This is a genomic window from Mesorhizobium sp. L103C105A0, from assembly GCF_000502215.1.
In the GTDB taxonomy this organism is placed as follows: Bacteria; Pseudomonadota; Alphaproteobacteria; order Rhizobiales; family Rhizobiaceae; genus Mesorhizobium.
In genome coordinates, this window is the sequence record NZ_AYXF01000007.1 from 24,684 (window position 1) to 43,826 (window position 19,143).

At 64.8% G+C, this 19,143-nt stretch carries 16 protein-coding genes and 1 pseudogene; 2 read left to right on the forward strand and 15 right to left on the reverse strand.

The window, feature by feature from the left end:
* Nucleotides 1-63: 63 nt before the first annotated feature.
* On the forward strand, nt 64-3,489 hold the full coding sequence (locus X727_RS144960; RefSeq protein WP_023834660.1) for an acyl-[ACP]--phospholipid O-acyltransferase: 3,426 nt from the start codon (nt 64-66) through the stop codon (nt 3,487-3,489).
* 47 nt (nt 3,490-3,536) lie between these two features.
* Here the strand turns inward: X727_RS144960 and X727_RS144955 are convergent, their stop codons facing one another.
* From X727_RS144955 to exbB, 13 genes and pseudogenes are all read right to left on the reverse strand, one after another.
* Nucleotides 3,537-4,748, reverse strand: coding sequence for a hypothetical protein (locus X727_RS144955; RefSeq protein WP_023834661.1), 1,212 nt, complete (start codon nt 4,746-4,748; stop codon nt 3,537-3,539).
* Nucleotides 4,749-4,797: 49 nt separating this feature from the next.
* Nucleotides 4,798-5,748: a hypothetical protein gene (locus X727_RS144950; RefSeq protein WP_031202896.1), complete on the reverse strand. Its 951-nt coding sequence runs from the start codon at nt 5,746-5,748 to the stop codon at nt 4,798-4,800.
* A gap of 128 nt (nt 5,749-5,876) precedes the next feature.
* Nucleotides 5,877-7,658 (reverse strand): ABC transporter ATP-binding protein, encoded by a 1,782-nt coding sequence (locus X727_RS144945; protein WP_023834662.1) that lies wholly within the window; start codon nt 7,656-7,658, stop codon nt 5,877-5,879.
* A gap of 187 nt (nt 7,659-7,845) precedes the next feature.
* A complete protein-coding gene (locus tag X727_RS144940; protein ID WP_023668593.1) occupies nt 7,846-8,790 on the reverse strand; it encodes an acetamidase/formamidase family protein in 945 nt (314 codons plus the stop codon).
* On the reverse strand, nt 8,780-10,423 hold the full coding sequence (locus X727_RS144935) for an ABC transporter substrate-binding protein (protein WP_023681456.1): 1,644 nt from the start codon (nt 10,421-10,423) through the stop codon (nt 8,780-8,782). The genes X727_RS144940 and X727_RS144935 overlap by 11 nt, the downstream gene beginning before the upstream one ends.
* 28 nt (nt 10,424-10,451) lie before the next feature.
* Nucleotides 10,452-11,372, reverse strand: a complete 921-nt coding sequence (locus tag X727_RS144930; RefSeq protein ID WP_023834663.1) for an ABC transporter permease — start codon at nt 11,370-11,372, stop codon at nt 10,452-10,454.
* A gap of 13 nt (nt 11,373-11,385) precedes the next feature.
* The gene (locus X727_RS144925) at nt 11,386-12,288 is read right to left on the reverse strand and encodes an ABC transporter permease (RefSeq protein ID WP_023693235.1); all 903 of its coding nucleotides are present in this window, start codon (nt 12,286-12,288) and stop codon (nt 11,386-11,388) included.
* Nucleotides 12,266-12,865 carry an ANTAR domain-containing protein gene (locus tag X727_RS144920; RefSeq protein WP_023834664.1) on the reverse strand — a complete coding sequence of 200 codons (600 nt, stop codon included), beginning with the start codon at nt 12,863-12,865 and terminating at the stop codon, nt 12,266-12,268. Before X727_RS144920 ends, X727_RS144925 begins: the two co-directional genes overlap by 23 nt.
* On the reverse strand, nt 12,862-13,956 hold the full coding sequence (locus X727_RS144915; RefSeq protein ID WP_023693237.1) for a transporter substrate-binding protein: 1,095 nt from the start codon (nt 13,954-13,956) through the stop codon (nt 12,862-12,864). The genes X727_RS144920 and X727_RS144915 overlap by 4 nt, the downstream gene beginning before the upstream one ends.
* Nucleotides 13,957-14,127: 171 nt before the next feature.
* Complete coding sequence (locus X727_RS1000000169115; protein ID WP_245267864.1) at nt 14,128-14,280, reverse strand: TonB family protein; 153 nt, start codon at nt 14,278-14,280, stop codon at nt 14,128-14,130.
* 43 nt (nt 14,281-14,323) lie between these two features.
* Nucleotides 14,324-15,016 (reverse strand): annotated as a pseudogene (locus X727_RS1000000169120) (TonB family protein); the annotation flags it as partial.
* 143 nt (nt 15,017-15,159) lie between these two features.
* Nucleotides 15,160-15,618: a TonB system transport protein ExbD gene (exbD, locus tag X727_RS144910; RefSeq protein WP_023710186.1), complete on the reverse strand. Its 459-nt coding sequence runs from the start codon at nt 15,616-15,618 to the stop codon at nt 15,160-15,162.
* Between the two features lie 6 nt (nt 15,619-15,624).
* Nucleotides 15,625-16,614: a tonB-system energizer ExbB gene (exbB, locus tag X727_RS144905; protein WP_023687757.1), complete on the reverse strand. Its 990-nt coding sequence runs from the start codon at nt 16,612-16,614 to the stop codon at nt 15,625-15,627.
* Between the two features lie 325 nt (nt 16,615-16,939).
* Between exbB and X727_RS144900 the strand changes: the two genes are divergently transcribed.
* The gene (locus tag X727_RS144900; protein ID WP_023686098.1) at nt 16,940-17,608 is read left to right on the forward strand and encodes an isochorismatase family cysteine hydrolase; all 669 of its coding nucleotides are present in this window, start codon (nt 16,940-16,942) and stop codon (nt 17,606-17,608) included.
* A gap of 195 nt (nt 17,609-17,803) precedes the next feature.
* On the opposite strand, the gene X727_RS144895 is transcribed toward X727_RS144900, so the two are convergent.
* Together X727_RS144895 and X727_RS1000000166750 are read right to left on the reverse strand one after the other, a co-directional pair.
* Entirely contained in the window at nt 17,804-18,763 is a 960-nt protein-coding gene (locus tag X727_RS144895) for an LLM class flavin-dependent oxidoreductase (RefSeq protein WP_023732922.1), read from the reverse strand.
* 170 nt (nt 18,764-18,933) lie between these two features.
* On the reverse strand, nt 18,934-19,089 hold the full coding sequence (locus tag X727_RS1000000166750) for a hypothetical protein (protein WP_023670454.1): 156 nt from the start codon (nt 19,087-19,089) through the stop codon (nt 18,934-18,936).
* Nucleotides 19,090-19,143 lie beyond the last annotated feature (54 nt).

Here is a 19,143-nt window from a genome sequence, read left to right on the forward strand (position 1 = left end):
CGCAAGACCGCTGATCAATCCAGCCAGGATTTTAATCGGTCTTGCCCAATGGAAGTCGCCGCTATGGAAATCGCCCCGATCAACCGACCGACAGCTCATCTGATGACGTCCAGGCGCTTTGCGCCCTTGTTCTGGACGCAGTTCCTGTCCGCCTTCAACGATAATTTCCTCAAGAACACGCTGGTGTTCCTTATTCTGTTCACGCTGGCGGCGGACCAGGCGGCATCACTGGTCACCTTGGCGGGCGCCGTCTTCATGGCCCCCTTCCTGCTCCTGTCGGCGCTCGGCGGCGAGCTCGCCGACCGCTTCGACAAGGCTCTCATAGCCAAGCGTCTGAAATTCGCCGAGATCGCGGCGGCGGGTGTCTCCGTCGTCGGCATCGCCCTGTCGTCCATTCCCGTGCTGATGACGGCGCTGTTGATGTTCGGCGTTGTCTCGGCGCTGTTCGGACCGATCAAATACGGCATCCTGCCCGATCACCTCGAACGCAAGGAACTGCCCAAGGCCAACGCCTGGATCGAGTCAGCTACGTTTGCCGCGATTCTCGGCGGCACCATAGCCGGCGGCGTCGTTTCCGCCGATGGCATCGGTGTCGCGGTGTTCGGACCGATCATGATGGCGCTCGCCGTCGGTTGCTGGCTCGTCAGCCGCTACATCCCGTCGACCGGTTCGGCGGCGCCCGACCTTGTCATCGACAAGAACATCTTCCGCTCGACCTGGCGCCAGGTCGCCGAATTGCGCACCGACACGCGCATCTGGCGCGCCGGCCTGATGACGTCGTGGTTCTGGCTGATCGGCGCCATCGTGCTCTCGCTCCTGCCGGTGCTGATCAAGGATTCGCTCGGCGGCAACGAAATGGCCGTCACCGTCTACCTCGCCGTGTTCGCCGTCTCGATCGCCATCGGTTCGGCCATCGCCGCCTGGATGTCGCAGGGCCGCATCGTGCTGTTGCCGGCACCGGTCGGCACGGCGCTGCTCGCCCTGTTCGGCCTGCATCTCGCCTGGACCATCTCCGGCATGACGCCGTCGCCCCAGGCGGAAACCCTTCGCGCGTTCTTCGCCGGCCCAAACACGGTCCGCGTCGCCATCGACCTCGCCGGCATGGCCATTGCAGCCGCTTTCCTGGTGGTGCCGACCTTCGCCGCCGTGCAGGCCTGGTCGCCCGAAGCGCGGCGCGCCCGGGTTGTCGCCGCCGTCAGTATCGTCAATGCCGGCTTCATGACTGGCGGCGGCATCATCATGGCCCTGATCCAGACAAAGGTCTCGACCGGCGGCATCCTGTTCGGCCTCGCCGCGGCCAATGCGATTGCCGCCTGGCTGATGCTGAAATATTTGCCGACGAACCCCTTCCGTGACTTCGTCTCCATCCTGTTCCGCGCTTTCCTGCGCCTCGAAGTCGAGGGCATGGAAAACCTGAAAGCCGCCGGCAAGGCGCCGATCCTGGCGCTCAACCATGTCAGCTTCCTCGACGGTCCGCTCGCCTTGACGCTGACCGATGAGGAGCCGGTCTTCGCCATCGACTACACCATTGCCCAGGCCTGGTGGATGAAGCCGTTCATGAAACTTGCCCGCGCTTTGCCGCTCAACCCGGCCAAGCCGATGTCGACCCGCACGCTGATCAAGATCGTGCAGGGCGGTGACCCGCTGGTGATCTTCCCGGAGGGACGCATCACCGTGACCGGCGGCCTGATGAAGGTCTATGACGGCGCCGCCATGGTTGCCGACAAGACCGGCTCGATGGTTGTGCCGGTGCGCATCGACGGGCTGGAGAAGACCTACTTCTCGCGGCTGAGCTCGCAGCATGTGCGCCGCCGCCTGTTCCCGAAGGTCAAGGTGACCATTCTGGAACCGGTCAAGCTCGAGGTGCCGCAAGAGCTGAAGGGCCGCAAGCGCCGCGCCGCAGCGGGTTCCACGCTCTACCAGGTGATGTCGGATCTCGTTTTCCGCACCCAGGACATCGACAAGACCGTACTGGAAAAGATCATCGAGACGGCGAACGAACGCGGCATGAAACAGCTCGCAGTTCAGGATCCGGTCACCGGTTCTCTCAGCTACAGCAAGCTGCTCACGGCTGCCGCCGTGCTTGGTGAGAAGTTCCAGAACCTTTATGCCGACCAGCAGACGCTGGGCATCATGCTGCCCAACGCCAACGGCTCTTGCGCGACGCTGCTCGGCGTCATGTCCGCCGGCAAGGTTCCGGCGATGATGAACTTCACCGCAGGTGCTGCCAATATTCTGTCCGCCTGCAAGGCCGCCGAAGTCCGCACCGTGCTGACGTCCCGCGCGTTCGTCGAACAGGCAAAGCTCGGCGCCGTGGTCGAGGAACTCGGTCGCTCGGTCGACATCGTGTGGCTCGACGATCTCAGAAAGACCATCAGTCTCAAGGATAAGCTGCTCGGCTTGCTGCGCAAGTCGACGCCGCGCGCGAAACGCAAGCCCGGCGATGCGGCGGTGATCTTGTTCACCTCGGGTTCGGAAGGCACGCCGAAGGGCGTCGTTCTGAGCCACCGCAACATCCTGGCCAACGCCGCCCAGGCGGCGTCGCGTATCGACTTCCATTCGGGCGACAAGGTGTTCAACGTGCTGCCGATCTTCCACTCCTTCGGCATGACCGCGGGCACGGTGCTGCCGTTGATCTCCGGCGTGCCGGTCTATTTCTACCCCTCGCCGCTGCACTACCGCCTCGTGCCGGAACTGATCTACGGCTCGAACGCGACGATCATCTTCGGCACCGACACCTTCCTCTCCGGCTATGCGCGCACCGCTCACCCCTACGACTTCCGCTCGATACGCTATTGCTTTGCCGGCGCGGAACCGGTCAAGACAGCGACGCGCATGACCTATATGGAGAAGTTCGGCCTACGCATCCTCGAGGGCTACGGCGTCACCGAGACGGCGCCGGTGATCTCCATCAACACGCCGATGTACAATCGCTCCGGAACCGTCGGCAAGATCATGCCCGGCATGGAATACCGCCTCGATCCGGTCCCCGGCGTCGACGAAGGCGGCCGGCTGTTCGTGCGCGGCCCCAATGTCATGGCCGGTTATCTCCGGGCCGAGAAGCCCGGCGTGCTCGAACCGCTGGAGGACGGCTGGCATGATACGGGCGACGTCGTCGCTATCGACGAAGGCGGCTTCATCACCATTCGCGGCCGCGCCAAGCGCTTCGCCAAGATCGGCGGCGAGATGATCTCGCTGGCCGCTGTCGAAGCGCTGGCCGGCGAATTGTGGAAGGGCTCGCTGTCGGCGGTCGCCACGGTGCCCGACGCGCGCAAGGGCGAAAAGCTGATCCTCATCACCGAGGCACCCGGCGCCACACGAGCGGAATTCCTCGCCTACGCCAAGGCCAACGGCGCCATGGACCTGATGGTCCCGGCCGAAGTGCGGGTGGTCTCAAAGGTACCGGTCCTTGGCTCCGGCAAGCTCGACTTCGCCGCCGTGACAAAAATGGTGCGCGACGAAGAAGCCTTGAAGACCAAGGCCGCCTGACCCGGCTACGGCAACGGGCCGACGCAAGAGCCGGCCCGTTCAGTAGATCAACCCTTCGCATGCCGCTGCGAGATCAGCATCGCCATGCGCTGGACTGCCCGCAGCTCCATTTCCACGCCTGGCGACGATGCCAGCGCCGGCATGTTGAGCGCCACCACGGTCAACGGCTCGAGCGTCGCCAGCAGCACATGGGTCGCCTCATATTTCTCGAACAGCCATGCCAGCTGCTCGCGTATATCCTGGTCGACTGGCGCCCCCGGCTGCGCATCGGCGAGCGAGCGCACGGGCTCCTGCTCCAGTGCACGGGCCAGCACCTTCAGGTCGAAATCGCCGAGGTCCCCTGCCGGCAGGATCAGCGCGCCGTCGACAAGGATATGGCTCTGCAGGCCGCGCAGGAAGCGCGCCGAATCGGTGAGGTCGCCCTCGGCCATATGCTTCAGCAACGAGTCGCGGCGCTTCTCGGCGGTGAGGCTGACGCTGTCATTGTAGATGACTGCCAGCAGCGTCGCCGAAAGCACGATCACCACGCCCTGCACGCTGCCGCGCCAGCCGAGATCGTCGATGCCGCCCAGCGCCAGCCCGGCGAAAACCGAGCTCAGCGTAATCACGGTAAAGGCGCCGATCGTGTCGCGATGGCCGAGGCTGGCGCGCCCGAGGCCGATCGTAAGCCAGCACAGGAACAGGATGGCGATGCCGCCAAGCCGAACCGGCACTTCGAACAGGCCGGGCCGGTAGTCGGTGACCATGAACGGAATGATCAACAGCAGCGACAGCGCCATGCGCTCGACCGTGCGGTTTTCGGCCGCCGACAGGCTGTCGCGATCGCGCGTCATCACCAGCCAGCCGATGGCGAGAAAACCTCCGAACTGGAAGGCAAGTAGTACCGCCATCCGCCATGGCTCGGCAAAGCGTTCCGAGATCGGCGCCAGCAGTAGCAACAGCAGGGCGCCGCCGGCGGCAAAGAACTTTAGCGCAAACGGCGCATGCCGGCGCAACAGCCCCTCGGTCAGCAGCAGTGCGGCCAGCGGCAGCAGGCCCGCCGCCGCGATGGTGACGAAGCGGAAGAGTGCGAGGCCGGTAGTCCAGTCGAGGATTCGGCAGGCGAGCAGCACCGCCAGCACCCGCAAACCGAACAGAAAACGCCGCGACAGCGGATCGCCGGTGTCGCGCCCGCCGACGACCGATATCACGATCAGCAGCCCGAACAGCGCCGCCAGCGAGGTGATGGTGTCGGCCACGAGCGTGCCATCGAGGTTCATCGGTCAGCGCCCATCAGCTCACACCCAGGCATCATCACGGATGAAGCCATCAGCGTGTCCATGGTCTCAGCACATTCCATTGGCGGCTGCTATCCGCCCAGTGTACCACCGGCAAAACCAGCCGCTGCAGCGTGGCCGCCGCACCTGCTACCGCAAGGGCGGCAAGCGAGCCGCGCGGAACCGCGTCGGCGAGATAGGTGCGCGCCGACTGAAAGCTCATCTGTCCGATCTGCAGCACATCATCGCCGCGCGTGTAGTCGAGCTCTTTGTGGCAGAACTCGTTAAAGGTCTCGACGCGGTGCTTGGCCGCCTCGTCGAAGGTCTTCTTCAGATCGTCCGAGCCGCCCGTATAGGCGTTGGTGATGACGAAGCGCTCTTCGTCGAAACCAGCTTCGGGGCCGACACCGAAGACATGGCGATGGCGCGCCATGATCTGCCGCGCCAGAAGCACATGGGTAAGCGAGCGGCGCGCGCCGGCATGCGGTCCTGGGAACACATTGCTGAACGCCTCCGCGACCATGCCGACGACAGCGGGTACCTGGGTGACATTGGAAATCCAGATCGGCCGCAGTTGATTGCGCAAAAACATCAGGAAGCAGGTTAGGCCGTAGAGGATCCAGCTCAGCCCGCGGCTGCGCTCGTCGGGATCGATCATGACCAGACCGAGGTGCAAGACTTCATAGGGCTTGCCGGCGAGCGATATCTCCATCAGCGCCAGCGAGTTGAAGGCGATCGGCTGCCGGTCGCTGCGCCGGTAGACAATGGTGATGATGGAATGTTCCAGCCGGCTGCGGTCGCCGGAAAACACGCCATAGGTCAGGCTGCCGAACTTCAGTGTCTTGGACGCTACCAGCCGCAGATCGCTGCTCAGCTGCTCCAGTTCGGCAGCCTTCATCCAGCGCCCGGGCCGCTCCACGACGCGCGTCTCGTAGTCGGCGGATACGCGCATGCGCACATCCATGAACCGACCCGGCAGCAGCTGCAGAACCGCCTTGAGCACTATTTTTCCCCGTGGCAAGAACGCCGACCGTATAGTGGCCGCCGTCCACCTAAGACGCGGTAAACCCGAGACGGCAGTTCTTGGTTGTACTCAACAAAGTAAAAGAACAGCTGCCAGCCAGTGCGGGCTCAGCTTTCCGCAGCAACCAGATGGCCGCCGCCGACATCGTTCAGCGCCAGCTTCAGCGGCGCCTCGCCGATCCTGCGGGTGGCGCTCGGTATCTCCTGGTCGAGGCGGGCGAAGCGGGTTCTGCGCTTCGCCGGATCGGGCACCGGCACGGCGTCGATCAGCCGCCTGGTGTAGGGATGGCGCGGGTTGGAAAACACCTGGTCGCGCGTGCCCATCTCGACGATCTGGCCGAGATACATGACGGCAACGCGGTCGGAAATATTCTCGACCACCGCCATGTCGTGCGAGATGAAGAGATAGGCGACGCCGAATTCGCGCTGCAATTCCTTCAGGAGATCGAGCACGCGCGCCTGCACCGAAACGTCGAGGGCCGAGACGCTTTCGTCGGCGATGATCAGTTTTGGTCGGAGCGCCAGCGCCCGTGCAATGCAGACGCGCTGGCGCTGGCCGCCGGAGAATTCATGCGGATAGAGCTCCATCTGGGCGGCCGACAGGCCGACGCGCTCGAACAGCGCCGCCACCCGTTCCCGGCGCTCGTCCTGCGAGGCGATGCCATGGATCACCAGCGGCTCGGCGACGAGGTCGCCGACGCGCATGCGCGGATCGAGCGAGGCGAAGGGATCCTGGAAAATCATCTGGACGTCACGGCGCACCGCCTTGCGTTCGTCGCGGCCAAGAACGGAGAGATTGCGCCCGCCAATGACGATGTCGCCGCTATACGGCGCCAGTCCGGCCAGCGCCTTGGCGGTGGTCGACTTGCCGCAGCCGGATTCGCCGACCAGAGCGAGCGTTTCGTTGGGCGCGATCGAGAAGCTGACGCCCTCGACGGCGTGGACGCGGCGGGTGACCTGGCCAAAGATGCCGCCACGCAGATCGAAGCGGACATGCAGGTCGTTGACCTCGGCGACATTGGCCGGTTTCAAGACGTCAATCGCATTCCTGGATTTCTGTCGACCGACACCACTGCCGATGCGCGGCACGGCAGCCAGCAGTTCGCGCGTATAGTCGGCCTGCGGCCGGGCAAAAATATCCGATGTCGTGCCTTCTTCGACCATGCGGCCGTCGCGCATGACGATGACCCGGTCGGCCATTTCGGCAACCACGCCCATATCGTGGGTGATCAGGATGACGCTGGTGCCATGCTGGCGCTGCAGGTCGCGCAACAGCTCCAGCACTTCGCCTTGCACGGTGACGTCGAGCGCCGTCGTCGGCTCATCGGCGATCAGCACGTCGGGCTCGAGCGCCAGCGCCATGGCGATCATCACCCGCTGGCGCATGCCGCCGGAGAGTTCGTGCGGAAACTGCTTTAGCCGGCTTTCCGCCTCCGAAATGCGCACCGCCTTCAACGCCTCGATCGCGCGCTGGCGGGCCTCGGCCCGCGACAGGCTGGTATGCGCCTCGATGGATTCCGTCAGCTGCCGGCCGATCGACAGAACCGGGTTGAGCGAGGTCATCGGCTCCTGGAAGATCATGGCGATGCGGTCGCCGCGAATGCGCCGCATCTGGCGTTCGTCGAGGGTTGCTAGGTCGGTGTCGCCCCGATTCCCATCCCGAAGACGGATCATGCCTGACGATATGCGCGCCGCCGGCTGCGGCAAAAGCTGCATGATCGCCAGCGCGGTCATCGACTTGCCGGAGCCGGATTCGCCGGCAATGCAGAGCGTCTCGCCGCGCGCCAGCGTCAGCGACAGGTTGGAGACGACATCGCGCTCGCCGTCCTCGCCGCGCACGCTGACGGAGAGGTTGGCGATGGAGAGGATGGGGTTGTCGGCGAGGGTCATTGTGGGTGGAGCCCTGCGACGGATTGGTTCCGTCGCACCATTCGCACAAACCTTGGCGCTGACCCCCACCCGGACCTCCGGTCCGACCTCCCCACAAGGGGGAGGTAGGGTGGCAGCGCTTTACCCTCCCCCTTGTGGGGAGGGTCGCTGCGAAGCAGCGGGGTGGGGGTGCAGCGCCGACCTGACATCATTCAAACACGCAACGCGGAAAATAGAACGACACCACCCAATTCGGCATGTCGACGATCTCGCTGATGCGCAGATCACCACACACCGAGGCCAGCATATAAGCCTCGACCGGATCAATCTGGTAACGCCCAGCGAGCAGATCGACCATCTGCGCCACCGCCTCCTTCGCGCCCGCCATCAGATCCGGCCCAATCCCCGTCGTCACCTCGTAACCCTTGGCGTCGAGATGGCGCGTCACCGGGCCCGGCGTGGTGAAGCGCGGCGTCTTCAGCCTGGCGTCCTTGACAAGGTCGAGCTTGAGCACGACGTCCATCGGGCTCTCGATCGCCGTGCCGCAGACCTCGCCATCGCCTTGTGCGGCGTGCGTATCGCCGACCGAGAACAGCGCGCCGGCCACCTCAACCGGCAGATAGAGCGTCGTGCCGGCAGCGAGATCGCGGATGTCGAGATTGCCGCCGACCCGCCGTGGCGGCACCACCGAGTGAAGCCCCATCTCAGCCGGCGCATTGCCGATGGTGCCGGCGAACGGCTTCAGTGGCACGCGCGCGTTTTTCCCGAACAGCGCCGGTTCGAGCGCGGCTGCATCGTATTTCCAGATGTTCAGCGCCGGTTCCGTGAAGTCGTCGGCGAGCAGGCCGAAACCGGGAATGTTCGCCGTCCAACCGAAGCCGGACGGTTTGAACATCTCGATCGTCACCTTGAGCGCGTCACCCGGCTCGGCGCCCTCGACGAAGATCGGCCCGGTCACCGGGTTGACCCCGGCGAAGTCGAGCTTGACGATTTCGGCGACCGTGCTGTCGGCGTTCAGCTGGCCGCCGGCGGCATCGAGGCACTGGAACTCGATGGTCGCGCCGGGCGCCACCCGCTCGGCCGGGACAAAGGAATTGTCCCAGCCGAAATGGTGATGGCGCCCATGGATGGTGTAGTCGCAGCTATTGCACATCTTTTACGTACACATTGTCATAGTTGATCGGGATATGGACCGGGTCGACATAGAGGTTGTCGGCGCCGCCCATTCGGGCGGATTTCATGGTGAAGCGCTGTTCGTTGAAGACCGGCGCCCAGGGCGCGTCTTCCATCACCTTGTCGTAGATGGCGCTCCACATCTTGTCGCGTTCGCCGGCCTTTGCCGGGTCGACCACAGAATCCGCCTCGGCCGCCTTGGCGTCGAGGTCCTTATTGCAGTACCACGACCAGTTCCAGCCGCCCGGCACCGCGCCGGCGCAGCCGAGGATCGGGCCGTAGAAATTCGACGGATCGGGGAAGTCGGCGATCCAGGCCATGCCGCCCGACCAGATCATCGGCGCGCCGGCCTTGTCACCGCCGGCGGCGATGACATTGGCCTGCGCCAGCGACTGGATGCTGGCCTTGATGCCGATGGCCGCCAGGTCCTGCTGGATCGCCTGGGCAATGCGCGGGTTGGGATCGGTGTTCATGGCGAACAGCTGCGTGTCGAAACCATCGGGATGACCGGCCTCGGCCAGCAGCGCCTTGGCCTTGGCTACGTCATAGGGATAACCTTTGTATTCCTTGTCGTAGCCCGGCATCGACGGCGGCAGCGGCTGGTTGGCCGGCACGGCGCGGCCGTTGATGATCTGGATGATGCGCGCCTTGTTGAGCGCCATGTTGACGGCCTGACGCACCTTCACATTGTCGAACGGCGCCATGGTAGTGTTCATGGTGACGTAGCCGGTGTGCAGCTGACCGCCTTCGACGACGCGCGCCTTCTGCTCGGGATCGGCCATCACCTCCTGGAATTTTGCCGGCGGAATGCCGTCGCCGGGCACATCGATCTCGCCCTTCTGCAAGCGCAGCAGCGCCACGATCGGTTCCTGGCCGATCTCGAAGGTGATCTTGTCGAGATGCGGCAGGCCCTTGTGCCAGTAATCCGCATTGCGCTCGAAGACGATGCGTTGGCCGAGTGTCCACTCGGCGAGCTTGAAGGCGCCGGTGCCCACCGGATGCTTGCCGAAATCGGCGCCATATTTCTCGACCTCTTCCTTCGGCACGACATGGGCGAAATTGATGGCCATGACATGCAGGAAGGTGGCGTCGGGCCGGGTCAGCTCGAACTTCACCGTGTAGGGATCGACGACGGTGACGCCGGAAAGGCCTTCGGCCTTGCCGGCGGCGACATCGTCATAGCCCTTGATCGAGCCGAAGAAGCCAGCGCCGGGGCTCTGCGTCTTCGGATTGGTGACGCGGTCAAGCGAATATTTCACGTCGTCGGCCGTCATCTCGCGGCCATTGTGGAATTTCACGCCATGGCGCAGCTTGAAGGTGAAGGTCTGGCCGTCGGGCGAAATCTCGTAGCTTTCGGCGAGGTCGGGCTTCAAATTGGTGGTGCCCGGCTCGTAATCCATCAGCCCATCGAACAGGCTCTTGATCATCGACCAGTTCTGCCAGTCATAGCCGATCGCCGGATCGAGGGTCGCAACATCGTCCTTGTAGGTGATGGTGATGGCGCCGCCTTGCTTGGCGTTGGGATCGACCGTGTCTTCGGCGCGGACGCTTGTCATGCCGAGCATGAGGGCCAAGGCGGATGCCGCGACTGTGGATGCGAGAAACTTTTTCATTGTTGTGTTCCCTTTCTCTGTTTCATTTTCATCTGAGCTTGATGCGGGGATCGATGAACGGCGCGATGATGTCGGCGAGCAGATTGCCGAGCACGATGGCGAAGGCCGACACCAGCGTGACGCCCATGATGATCGGAATGTCGACGCGCTGGATCGCCTGCCACGCCAGCTGACCGATGCCGGGCCAGCCGAACACGCTTTCGACGACGACGATGCCGCCCATGAAGATGCCGATGTCGATGCCGATCATGGCGATGACCGGCAGGATGGCATTCGGCAGTGCGTGGCGGAATATGATGGCGCTGCGCGCCAGGCCCTTGGCCCGCGCCGTGCGGACATAATCCTGGCGCAGGACGTCTATCATCGACGAGCGCATCATGCGCGCATACCAGCCGGCGCCGAGTACGCCCATGGTCAACGACGGCAGCACCAGATGGCGCCATGTGCCGTAGCCGCCGATCGGAAACCAGCTTAGCCGCACGGCAAAGACGTAGAGCAGCAACAGGCCAACCACGAATTGCGGCGCCGAGACGCCGACGAAGGAGGCCACCATCAGGGTCTGGTCGGTGGCGGAGCCGCGCTTGACGGCGGCGATCAGCCCCATCGAGAGCCCGATCAGCAATTCGCAAAGGATGGCGCCGACCATCAAAAGCAGGCTGGCCGGCAGCCGCGAGACGATGAGTTCGGTGACCTCCGAGCGCTGGATGTAGGAGCGGCCGAGATCGCCGCTGAGTAGCTTCGTCAGATAGTGCCAGTACTGGACCACGAAAGGCTGGTCGAGGCCGAGTTGCTGGCGGATGTTTTCCACCGTCTGCGGCGTGGCACTGCGGCCGGCGATCTGCCGCACCGGGTCGGCCGGCAAGAGGTAGAGCAGCGCAAAAGTGATCAGCGAGACGCCAAGCAGGATGAGCAGCGACTGGATCAGCCGGCGGCCGAGATAGGCGATCATGACCGGCCCCCCATTATTCCCGGCCCCTTTGCGTCGGATCGAGGATGTCGCGCAACGCGTCGCCGATCAGATTGAAGGCCAGCGCCAACGCGAGGATTGCGGCGCCGGGGAAGAACACCAGCCAGGGCGCGGCCTGGAAATAGGTCTGGTTCTCGAAAATGATGTTGCCCCACGACGCGGTCGGCGGCTGCACACCGATGCCGAGGAAGGAAAGCGTCGCCTCGAGCAGAACCGTGGTCGAGATGCCGAGCGTGCCCCAGACGATGATGGTCGGCAGCAGATGCGGCAGGATGTGGCGAAACAGGATGCGCGGCGCACTCGCCCCGATGCTGCGCTCGGCATCGATGAACTCGCGCTCGGCCAGCGATGAGGTCTCGGTGTAGATGACACGCGCCGTCTGCACCCAGTTGACCAGCGCGATGACCATGGCGACGATCCACAGACTCGGCTGAAACACTGCCGCCAGGCAGATGGCGAGCAGCAGCGCCGGGAACGCCATCATCAGATCGGTGAAGCGCATCAGCGCACTGCCGATCCAGCCGCGGAAATAGCCTGCGGTGACGCCCACCAAAGTGCCGATCAAAAGCGCCACGCCATTGGCGACGATGCCGATGATCAGCGAGGTGCGGGCGCCGTAGAGGATGCGGGTCAAGAGGTCACGTCCGAGCAGGTCGGTGCCGAGCCAATACTGGGCGCTGGGCGGCAGCGGCGAGCCCTCGATGGTCAGGCCGTCGAACATCTGCTCGTTGGGATCGTAGCCGGTCAGCCGGGGCGCCAGCACGGCGCCGGCGACAACAATGGCGACGATGACCAGCCCGAGCAGCGCCAGGCGGCGTTTGACCAGCCGACGCCAGACGCCGGCGCGCGGTTTTGCCGGCATGCGTACCGGGAGATCAGGCGCGATGGGACTGGTCATCGCCGCCTTCCTCATCCGTCATTGCCACGATCCTGCGCGCGGCATCCTCGACGCTGATCTGCCAGCTCATCGCCAGCGATCGCAGTTGTGCATAGGCACGCTCGTCATCGCTGCCTTTCGACAGCGCCGTCACCGCGCGCACAATGGTCTGGCGCTCGGCGACGCGCTGGCGCAGCGACGCTATCTCGCCGGCTAAATGCTTGCGTGCCTCGAAGCTCTGCCTTGCGATCAGCAATGCGCTGTACACACCGGCATTGCCGACCGGCTTCAGCAGCTGCGCATCGGCCTTGTGCGACAGCGCCCATTCGATACGCCCCGGCGCCTCGGAACCGATCAGCGCCACCAGCGGCATCGGCGCCTCACCGGCTTCCCACGGGAACTGCTCGTCGAAACCGAGATCGGCATCCAAGAAGACGAAATCGGCGGCGAGAGCTTCCGGCGGCAATTCCGGCCAGCAGTCGATCGTAGCCAGGCCGATGGCCGACAATTGCCTGGTGATGGCCTGCACCGTCGGATGCGGGCGATGCAGGATGAAAGCCCGCGCGCCGCCGAGATTGGGGATGCGCGTCCGCGTCATGACACCACCCTCAGACGCGGACGGCCGAATGTCTTGGCGGGGTCGTAGCGCGACAGATAGGGATCCGGCGCGACCTCATCCTCCTGGCTGACGACCTCGAAGAAGCCATCGGCGATCCGGCCGATGATCACTGGCAGCGTCGCGTGCTGGGAGTGGGCGTCGATGGCGATCGGCCCGAGCCGGGTGGAGAAGCGCCGCTCGGCGAAGGCCTTGGAAAATTCCGCCGGGCCGGCATCAGTGTTGCGCGACAGCACGTCGGCCATCACCTGCACCGAGGCATAGGCGGAGGCCTCGAAGGACGAAGCGAAGGCAGCCGGCCGGGGCGCGAAATAGGGCCCGACCGACAGATGCCCTTTCCCTGTCTCGCCGATCGCCGGCAACTCGCCTTCCGTGAGGTTGCAGGAGATGACGGGGCAGTTTTCCGGCCTGAATGCCGCATCCTCATCGCCCAACTCGCGGTAAGCCGCCAGGAAGGCATACGACGAGGTGCCGATCAGATTGTTGAGGATGAAGCTCGGCCTCGTCGCCCGGATTTCCGCGATCAACCGCGACACGTCGGTCTCGCCGATGCGCAGATAGCGCTCGCCCAGCACTTTGCCGCCGGCATCCGCGATCAGGTCGCGCGCCACGCGGTTCATCTCCCAGCCCCAAATGTAGTTCGAGCCGAGCAGGAAGCCGTTGGCGCCGAAACGCGGCACGACATGCGCCATCAGCGGAACCAGATGCTGGTTGGGGCAGGCGTGCATGTAGACGACATGCTCGTTGGCCTCGAACCCTTCATAGGGGCAGGCATACCAGAGCATGCCGCCGGCCTTCTCCAGCACCGGGATGGTTTCCTTGCGGCTCCACGAGGTGACGCAACCGACGACATGGCGCGCGCTGCTGGTCCTGAAAATGTCCTCGCACAAAGTCGCGTAGCGATCGGCATTACTTTGCGGATCGCGCTCGACCGGAACCAGTTCGATGCCATAGCTCCGATCGGCATTGATGTCGGCGATGGCGCGCGTGGCGCCCATCCGGCACGCATCGGAGACCAACTGGTAGCTGCCCGAGCGGGAATACAGGATGCCGATCTCGATACGCCGTTTCAAACCGATCCTCAGAAATGACAATGCCCCGCAGCCAGCGCCGGAGGGCGAGGCATACGAGGCATATTTGCCGCCCGGCGACCAAGGCCGGTATTTTGCGCTAGCGTATTCGGTCCGGCGGGTCAGTCAAGCGGGAAAGTACGTGGTCATGGGATCGGCCTTGTCCGGCTGCTTCTAGTTCCGCAGCGTGAACATCAAAGGCGCCACGACAGCCGTACCGGCCTTCTCAGGCGGTGGCGCGGGCACCGTCGCACCCTGCAGAATGCCGAGCGCGGCGCGATCGAGATCGGCGTCCCCCGAAGATCGGGTCAGCCGGACGGAGGTCACCTTGCCCGAAGNTGCCGAGCGCGGCGCGATCGAGATCGGCGTCCCCCGAAGATCGGGTCAGCCGGACGGAGGTCACCTTGCCCGAAGCGCTGACGACGAAGGTCACATTTGCGGTACCCACGGCGCGCCGCGACCTTGCCGCGCTCGGGTAGCGCTTGTGCCGATTGATCCATCCGATCAGCTGGGAGTTCCATTTGCTTGCACTGACTGATGATCCACTCGATTGCGAAGCCTTCGGCGCCGACGCCTTCGCCGCTGCCTTTTGATCGACACTGGCGGTCACGACCGCTTTCGCCGGCGCGGCCTTTTCCTTCTTCTCTTTCTTTGCTTTCGGCTTGGGTTTTTCGGCAGCCTTCTTCGCCTTCTCGATCGGCTTGGTCTCCGCCGGCTTGGTCTCCGCCGGCTTGGTCTGGGGCGGCGGAATGACCACATCCGGCGCTATGGTCGGGACGATGTCGGGCACCACCTCATCCAGCGGCGGCGATTGATCGGGCTGCTCGGCCGCTGCCGTCTCGATCGGAGCGGCGGGTTGAACCGCTTCCGTCTTCTCGGCGACCGGCCCCGGCTGACCGGGCTCGGGCTCCACGACGGGCTTCAGTTCGGCAACCGCCTCCTCGATCTGGTTCGGCGGCTCAGGCGTCACCACGTCGGCCATCGAGTCCTCCTGCACCGCCGGCGCCACCATCATCGGCGACAGCTCGATAGCCACAGCCGGCGGCGGGCCGCCATCGGCCATGTTGGCCAGGCTGAAGCTCTGGACGGCATAGGCGATCGCGACATGCGCGCCGACAATGACAATGGCCGCAGCCGCCCACAAGCCAATTTCGCGCAGGCCGGCGCGTGGCGGGTCGGCCGCGGGTGCGGCGGCGGCCAGTTGCGTCACGGGGCGGCGCCCCGGTGCGCCGCGGATGCGTCCGCCGGCACCGTCTCCAGCCCCACCAGCGCGATCTTCAGATAACCAGCGCCGCGCAGCAGGTTCATCACCTCCATCAGCTCGCCATAACCGACCGCCTTGTCGGCACGCAGGAAGATGCGGGTCTGCTTGTCGCCCTTGGTTCTGCCGTCGAGCACCGCGGCGAAAGCCTGGCGCGGCACGCTGTCATTGCCGATCGCGAGCGTCAGATCGTCCTTCAGGGTCAGGAACAGCGGCGTTTCCGGCCGGGGTGCTGGCGTCGCCGTCGAACCCGGCAGATCGACATTGACGTCGACTGTCGCCAAGGGTGCAGCGACCATGAAGATGATCAGCAGCACCAGGATGACATCGATGAACGGGGTGACATTGATCTCGTGGTTTTCCTCGAGATCGCCATCGATAGCCTCGCGAATTCTAGCCGCCATAGCCCATCACTCCGCCGCCAGCGCGGGCGCCTGCGGCACCGTGCGGAAATCGAGATCGCGGCTGACCAGCCGCTCGACCCCGGCCGAGGCATCGGCAAGGAGCTGCCGGTAGCCGGCTATCGACCGCGCAAAGACGTTGTAGATGACCACCGCGGGAATGGCCGCGACCAGGCCCATCGCCGTGGCGAGCAGCGCCTCGGCGATGCCGGGCGCGACGACCGCGAGGTTGGTGGTCTGCGCCTGCGAGATGCCGATGAAGGCGTTCATGATGCCCCAGACGGTGCCGAACAAGCCCACGAAGGGCGCCGTCGAGCCGATCGTCGCCAGCACGCCGGTGCCGCGCGACATGCGCCGCGCCGCCGCCGCTTCGATGCGCGACAGGCGCGACGTCACGCGTTCCTTCAGCCCGTCGCCGGTGACATGGCCGAGCGCACCGGCCGAAAGGGCAGTCTCTTCCTCGGCCGCCCGCACCAAAAGCGCACCGGGGCCGCCACTGTTGCCAAGCGCGCGCCCGGCCTGGCGCAGCGTGGCGGCATTGCCGATGGCGCGCGCAGCGCGACGGGCGCCGAGCTTGCCGAAGAGAATCTCCAGCGATTTGGCCAGCCACACCGTCCAGGTGACCAGCGAGGCGAAGGCCAACCCGATCATCACCGCCTTGACGATGATGTCGGCGGCCATGAACATGCCCCAGGGCGACAGATCGTGCGGCAGCGTCAGCGATATTGCCGAAGGCTCGGCCTGCGCGGATGCACCGGGCTGGGTTGCCGGCTGTGGCGCGGTCGGCGCCGCCTGCCCGGCAGTTGGCGAAGCCGGCGCGACAGGCGCAGCCGGTGCGGGCCGTTCGACTGCGACCGGGGAAGGCTGGGCCGCCGACCGGGCAGCTGCAGCGGGTTCCGTCGTCACCCTGGGCTGCGTGTTTGGCTGCTCTTGCGCAGCAGCGCTGCCGGCCGACAGCATGACCGCGGCCAGCGCCGCCAACAAACCATTTCTGGACACGCTTCTTCCTCGCTTCGTCATTGCACGTACGATCGGCTGGTCGGTGACGGAATGTCGACCCCGGAAATCCAGCCACTGGTTCTGGCTTCTCTCAAACGCGGCACAGCCGCTGGAAACAATTCAGGCGGCCGAGTGCCCTGCTTGACTATAAAACATGAGTTTACTAGTCAACAAACAAGATGGCTTTTTTGGCCAACGATTATCGGCGCGATGTCTCAGCGGCACATCGTCCTGGCGTCGGTCTACCTGGTGTCGTCGCACTGAGGGATGGACGGCCGCAGGGTTGCTGGGCCACGATACCGGGCAGCAATTGAGGCAGGCTGCGATGATCAAGGCGATACCGTTCGATTTCCCCTATGACGGCCGGCTGGTGCCGGCAAACACCGCGTTGCTGGTCATCGACCTGCAGGAGGATTTCCTCTCGCCGACCGGCTATTTCGCCAGGAAGGGTTATGACCCCGCGCCGCTGCGCGCCATCCTGCCGACAGTCAACCGACTGATATCAGCGGCACGCGCGGCCGGCCTCACCATCATTCACACCAGGCAGGGATATCGCGGCGACATGGCCGACATGACGCCGTACGAGAGATGGCGCCGCAAGCGGGCGGGTCTCGAAGGCACCGACGTGCTGCTGCGCTCCGGCCCCGGCTTTCAGATCGTCGCCGACATCGACGTCGCGCCGCACGACATCATCGTCGACAAGACCTGCAACAGCGCCTTCACCTACACCGACCTGGAACTTGTGCTGCGCGCACGCGGCATCACCCATCTGATCTTTTCCGGCTGCACGACCGATGTCTGCGTGCACACGACGCTGCGCGAGGCCTGCGACCGCAATTTCCAGTGCCTGACCATCGCCGATGCCTGCGCCAGCGGCGACCAATACGCGCATGACGCGGCGCTGCATATGGTGACGGTGGAGGACGGGGTATTTGGTACGCTGACGGAATCTGACGCGGTGTTGGAGGCGCTGGCAGTGCTGAGTGGTGATTAGACGCTGGCGGGACAGCACCCCTCTGCCCTGCCGGGCATCCCCCGCAAGGAGGGCGATCAGACATCACGTCGGCTTTCGCCAATTACCAACGTTGAGAGCCGGCGCTCAAGCTGCCAATCTTCCCCTTTGAGGGGGAGATGTCCGGCAGGACAGAGGGGGGTGCTGTCCCCGCCGGCGTTCCCGATCGCGATCTCGCTACCCAGCTGCGTGAATATCCGACCCGCCCCGCGAGGCAAACGCGCCGGGCTGCGGCACCTCCGCCTCACGGCGTGCCAGCGAATTACGCAAGAGCGCGATCGTCTCGCGGCCGACGCCGGCGATCTCGCGCGGCCTGTCGACGCCAACGATCATGAACTCGCTGATGCCCAGCGCCGCATAGGACAGCAGCGACAGGGCGATCTGCGCCGGTGGTCCGGAAAGTTCGACCGCCTTGTGTCCGACGGTAGAGGCGCCACCCTCCGAGCGGACCCGGACCGGAAGCGCAAAACGCAGCTTGCCGGCGCGGCCATGCTCGGCGGCGGCGCTGCGCGCCCGTTCCATCAGCTGGCGGATCTCGTCGGGCGAACCAGGCGCCAGCTCGAAGACGTCGGCATGGCGGCCGGCGACCTTCAGCGCCGTGCCGGACTGGCCACCCATGCGGATGGTGATATCGACGCCATGCGGCCCCTTGCGCGGCACATAGCCACCCTTGATGCTGTAGAACGCACCTTCATGGTCGAAGGGCCGGTCGTTCGACCACAGCCGCTTCAGCAGCACCAGATATTCGTCGATGCGCTGCCAGACCACGGTGTGGCCGACCGGACGCGTCTCGGCATCGTCGTCATCCAGCGGCTCGCTCAGCATCCTCAGCGCCAGCCGGCCGCCGCTCCTGGCGTCGAGCGCCGCCAGTTGCCGCGCCGCAACCGCAGGCGCGATCACGCCGGCCCAGTGCGTCAGCACCACTTCCAGCGACGAGGTGCGGTCCAGCGCCTGGGCGGCGATGTCCATATTGGTCAACAGCCCGGCCGGGTCGTCGACGACGATGTTCTGGAAGCCGGAATCCTCGATCAGCGACAGCTTTGTCGCCGTCTCGACGAAATCATAGAAGAACGGAACGGCCGAACCGGCGTCGGCGGCATGCGTTTTACCGGGAACATGCGTGAACTCGATCGGCATTGCCATCTCCTCCATCACGTTGGATGTATGTCGCCCAAAAGTGGCCCCGGTTTTTGAGACGACGACATGCGTAAAAACAAGCGGTCAGCGCCAAAGCGCATCCGCATTCGGTTCATCAACTCCGGTCACTCACTGAAAGCGATAGGTCGCCACCCTTCGGCCTGAACGGGTCAGGGAATCAAGCCGAGCACGACTGCCCCGGTGAACACGAACGCAAGGGCAAAGACGAGATAGGCGAAGGCGCCGGCATAGGCCGGGCGGAAAGCCTGGCTATTGGCCAGCCTCTGGCTGGTGCGGTCCGTCTCGGCGTTCTGGATATAGGACATATCGACCTCCGTCTTGCGGATTAATCTATAAAATCAGTAGACTTTGTCGAGTGC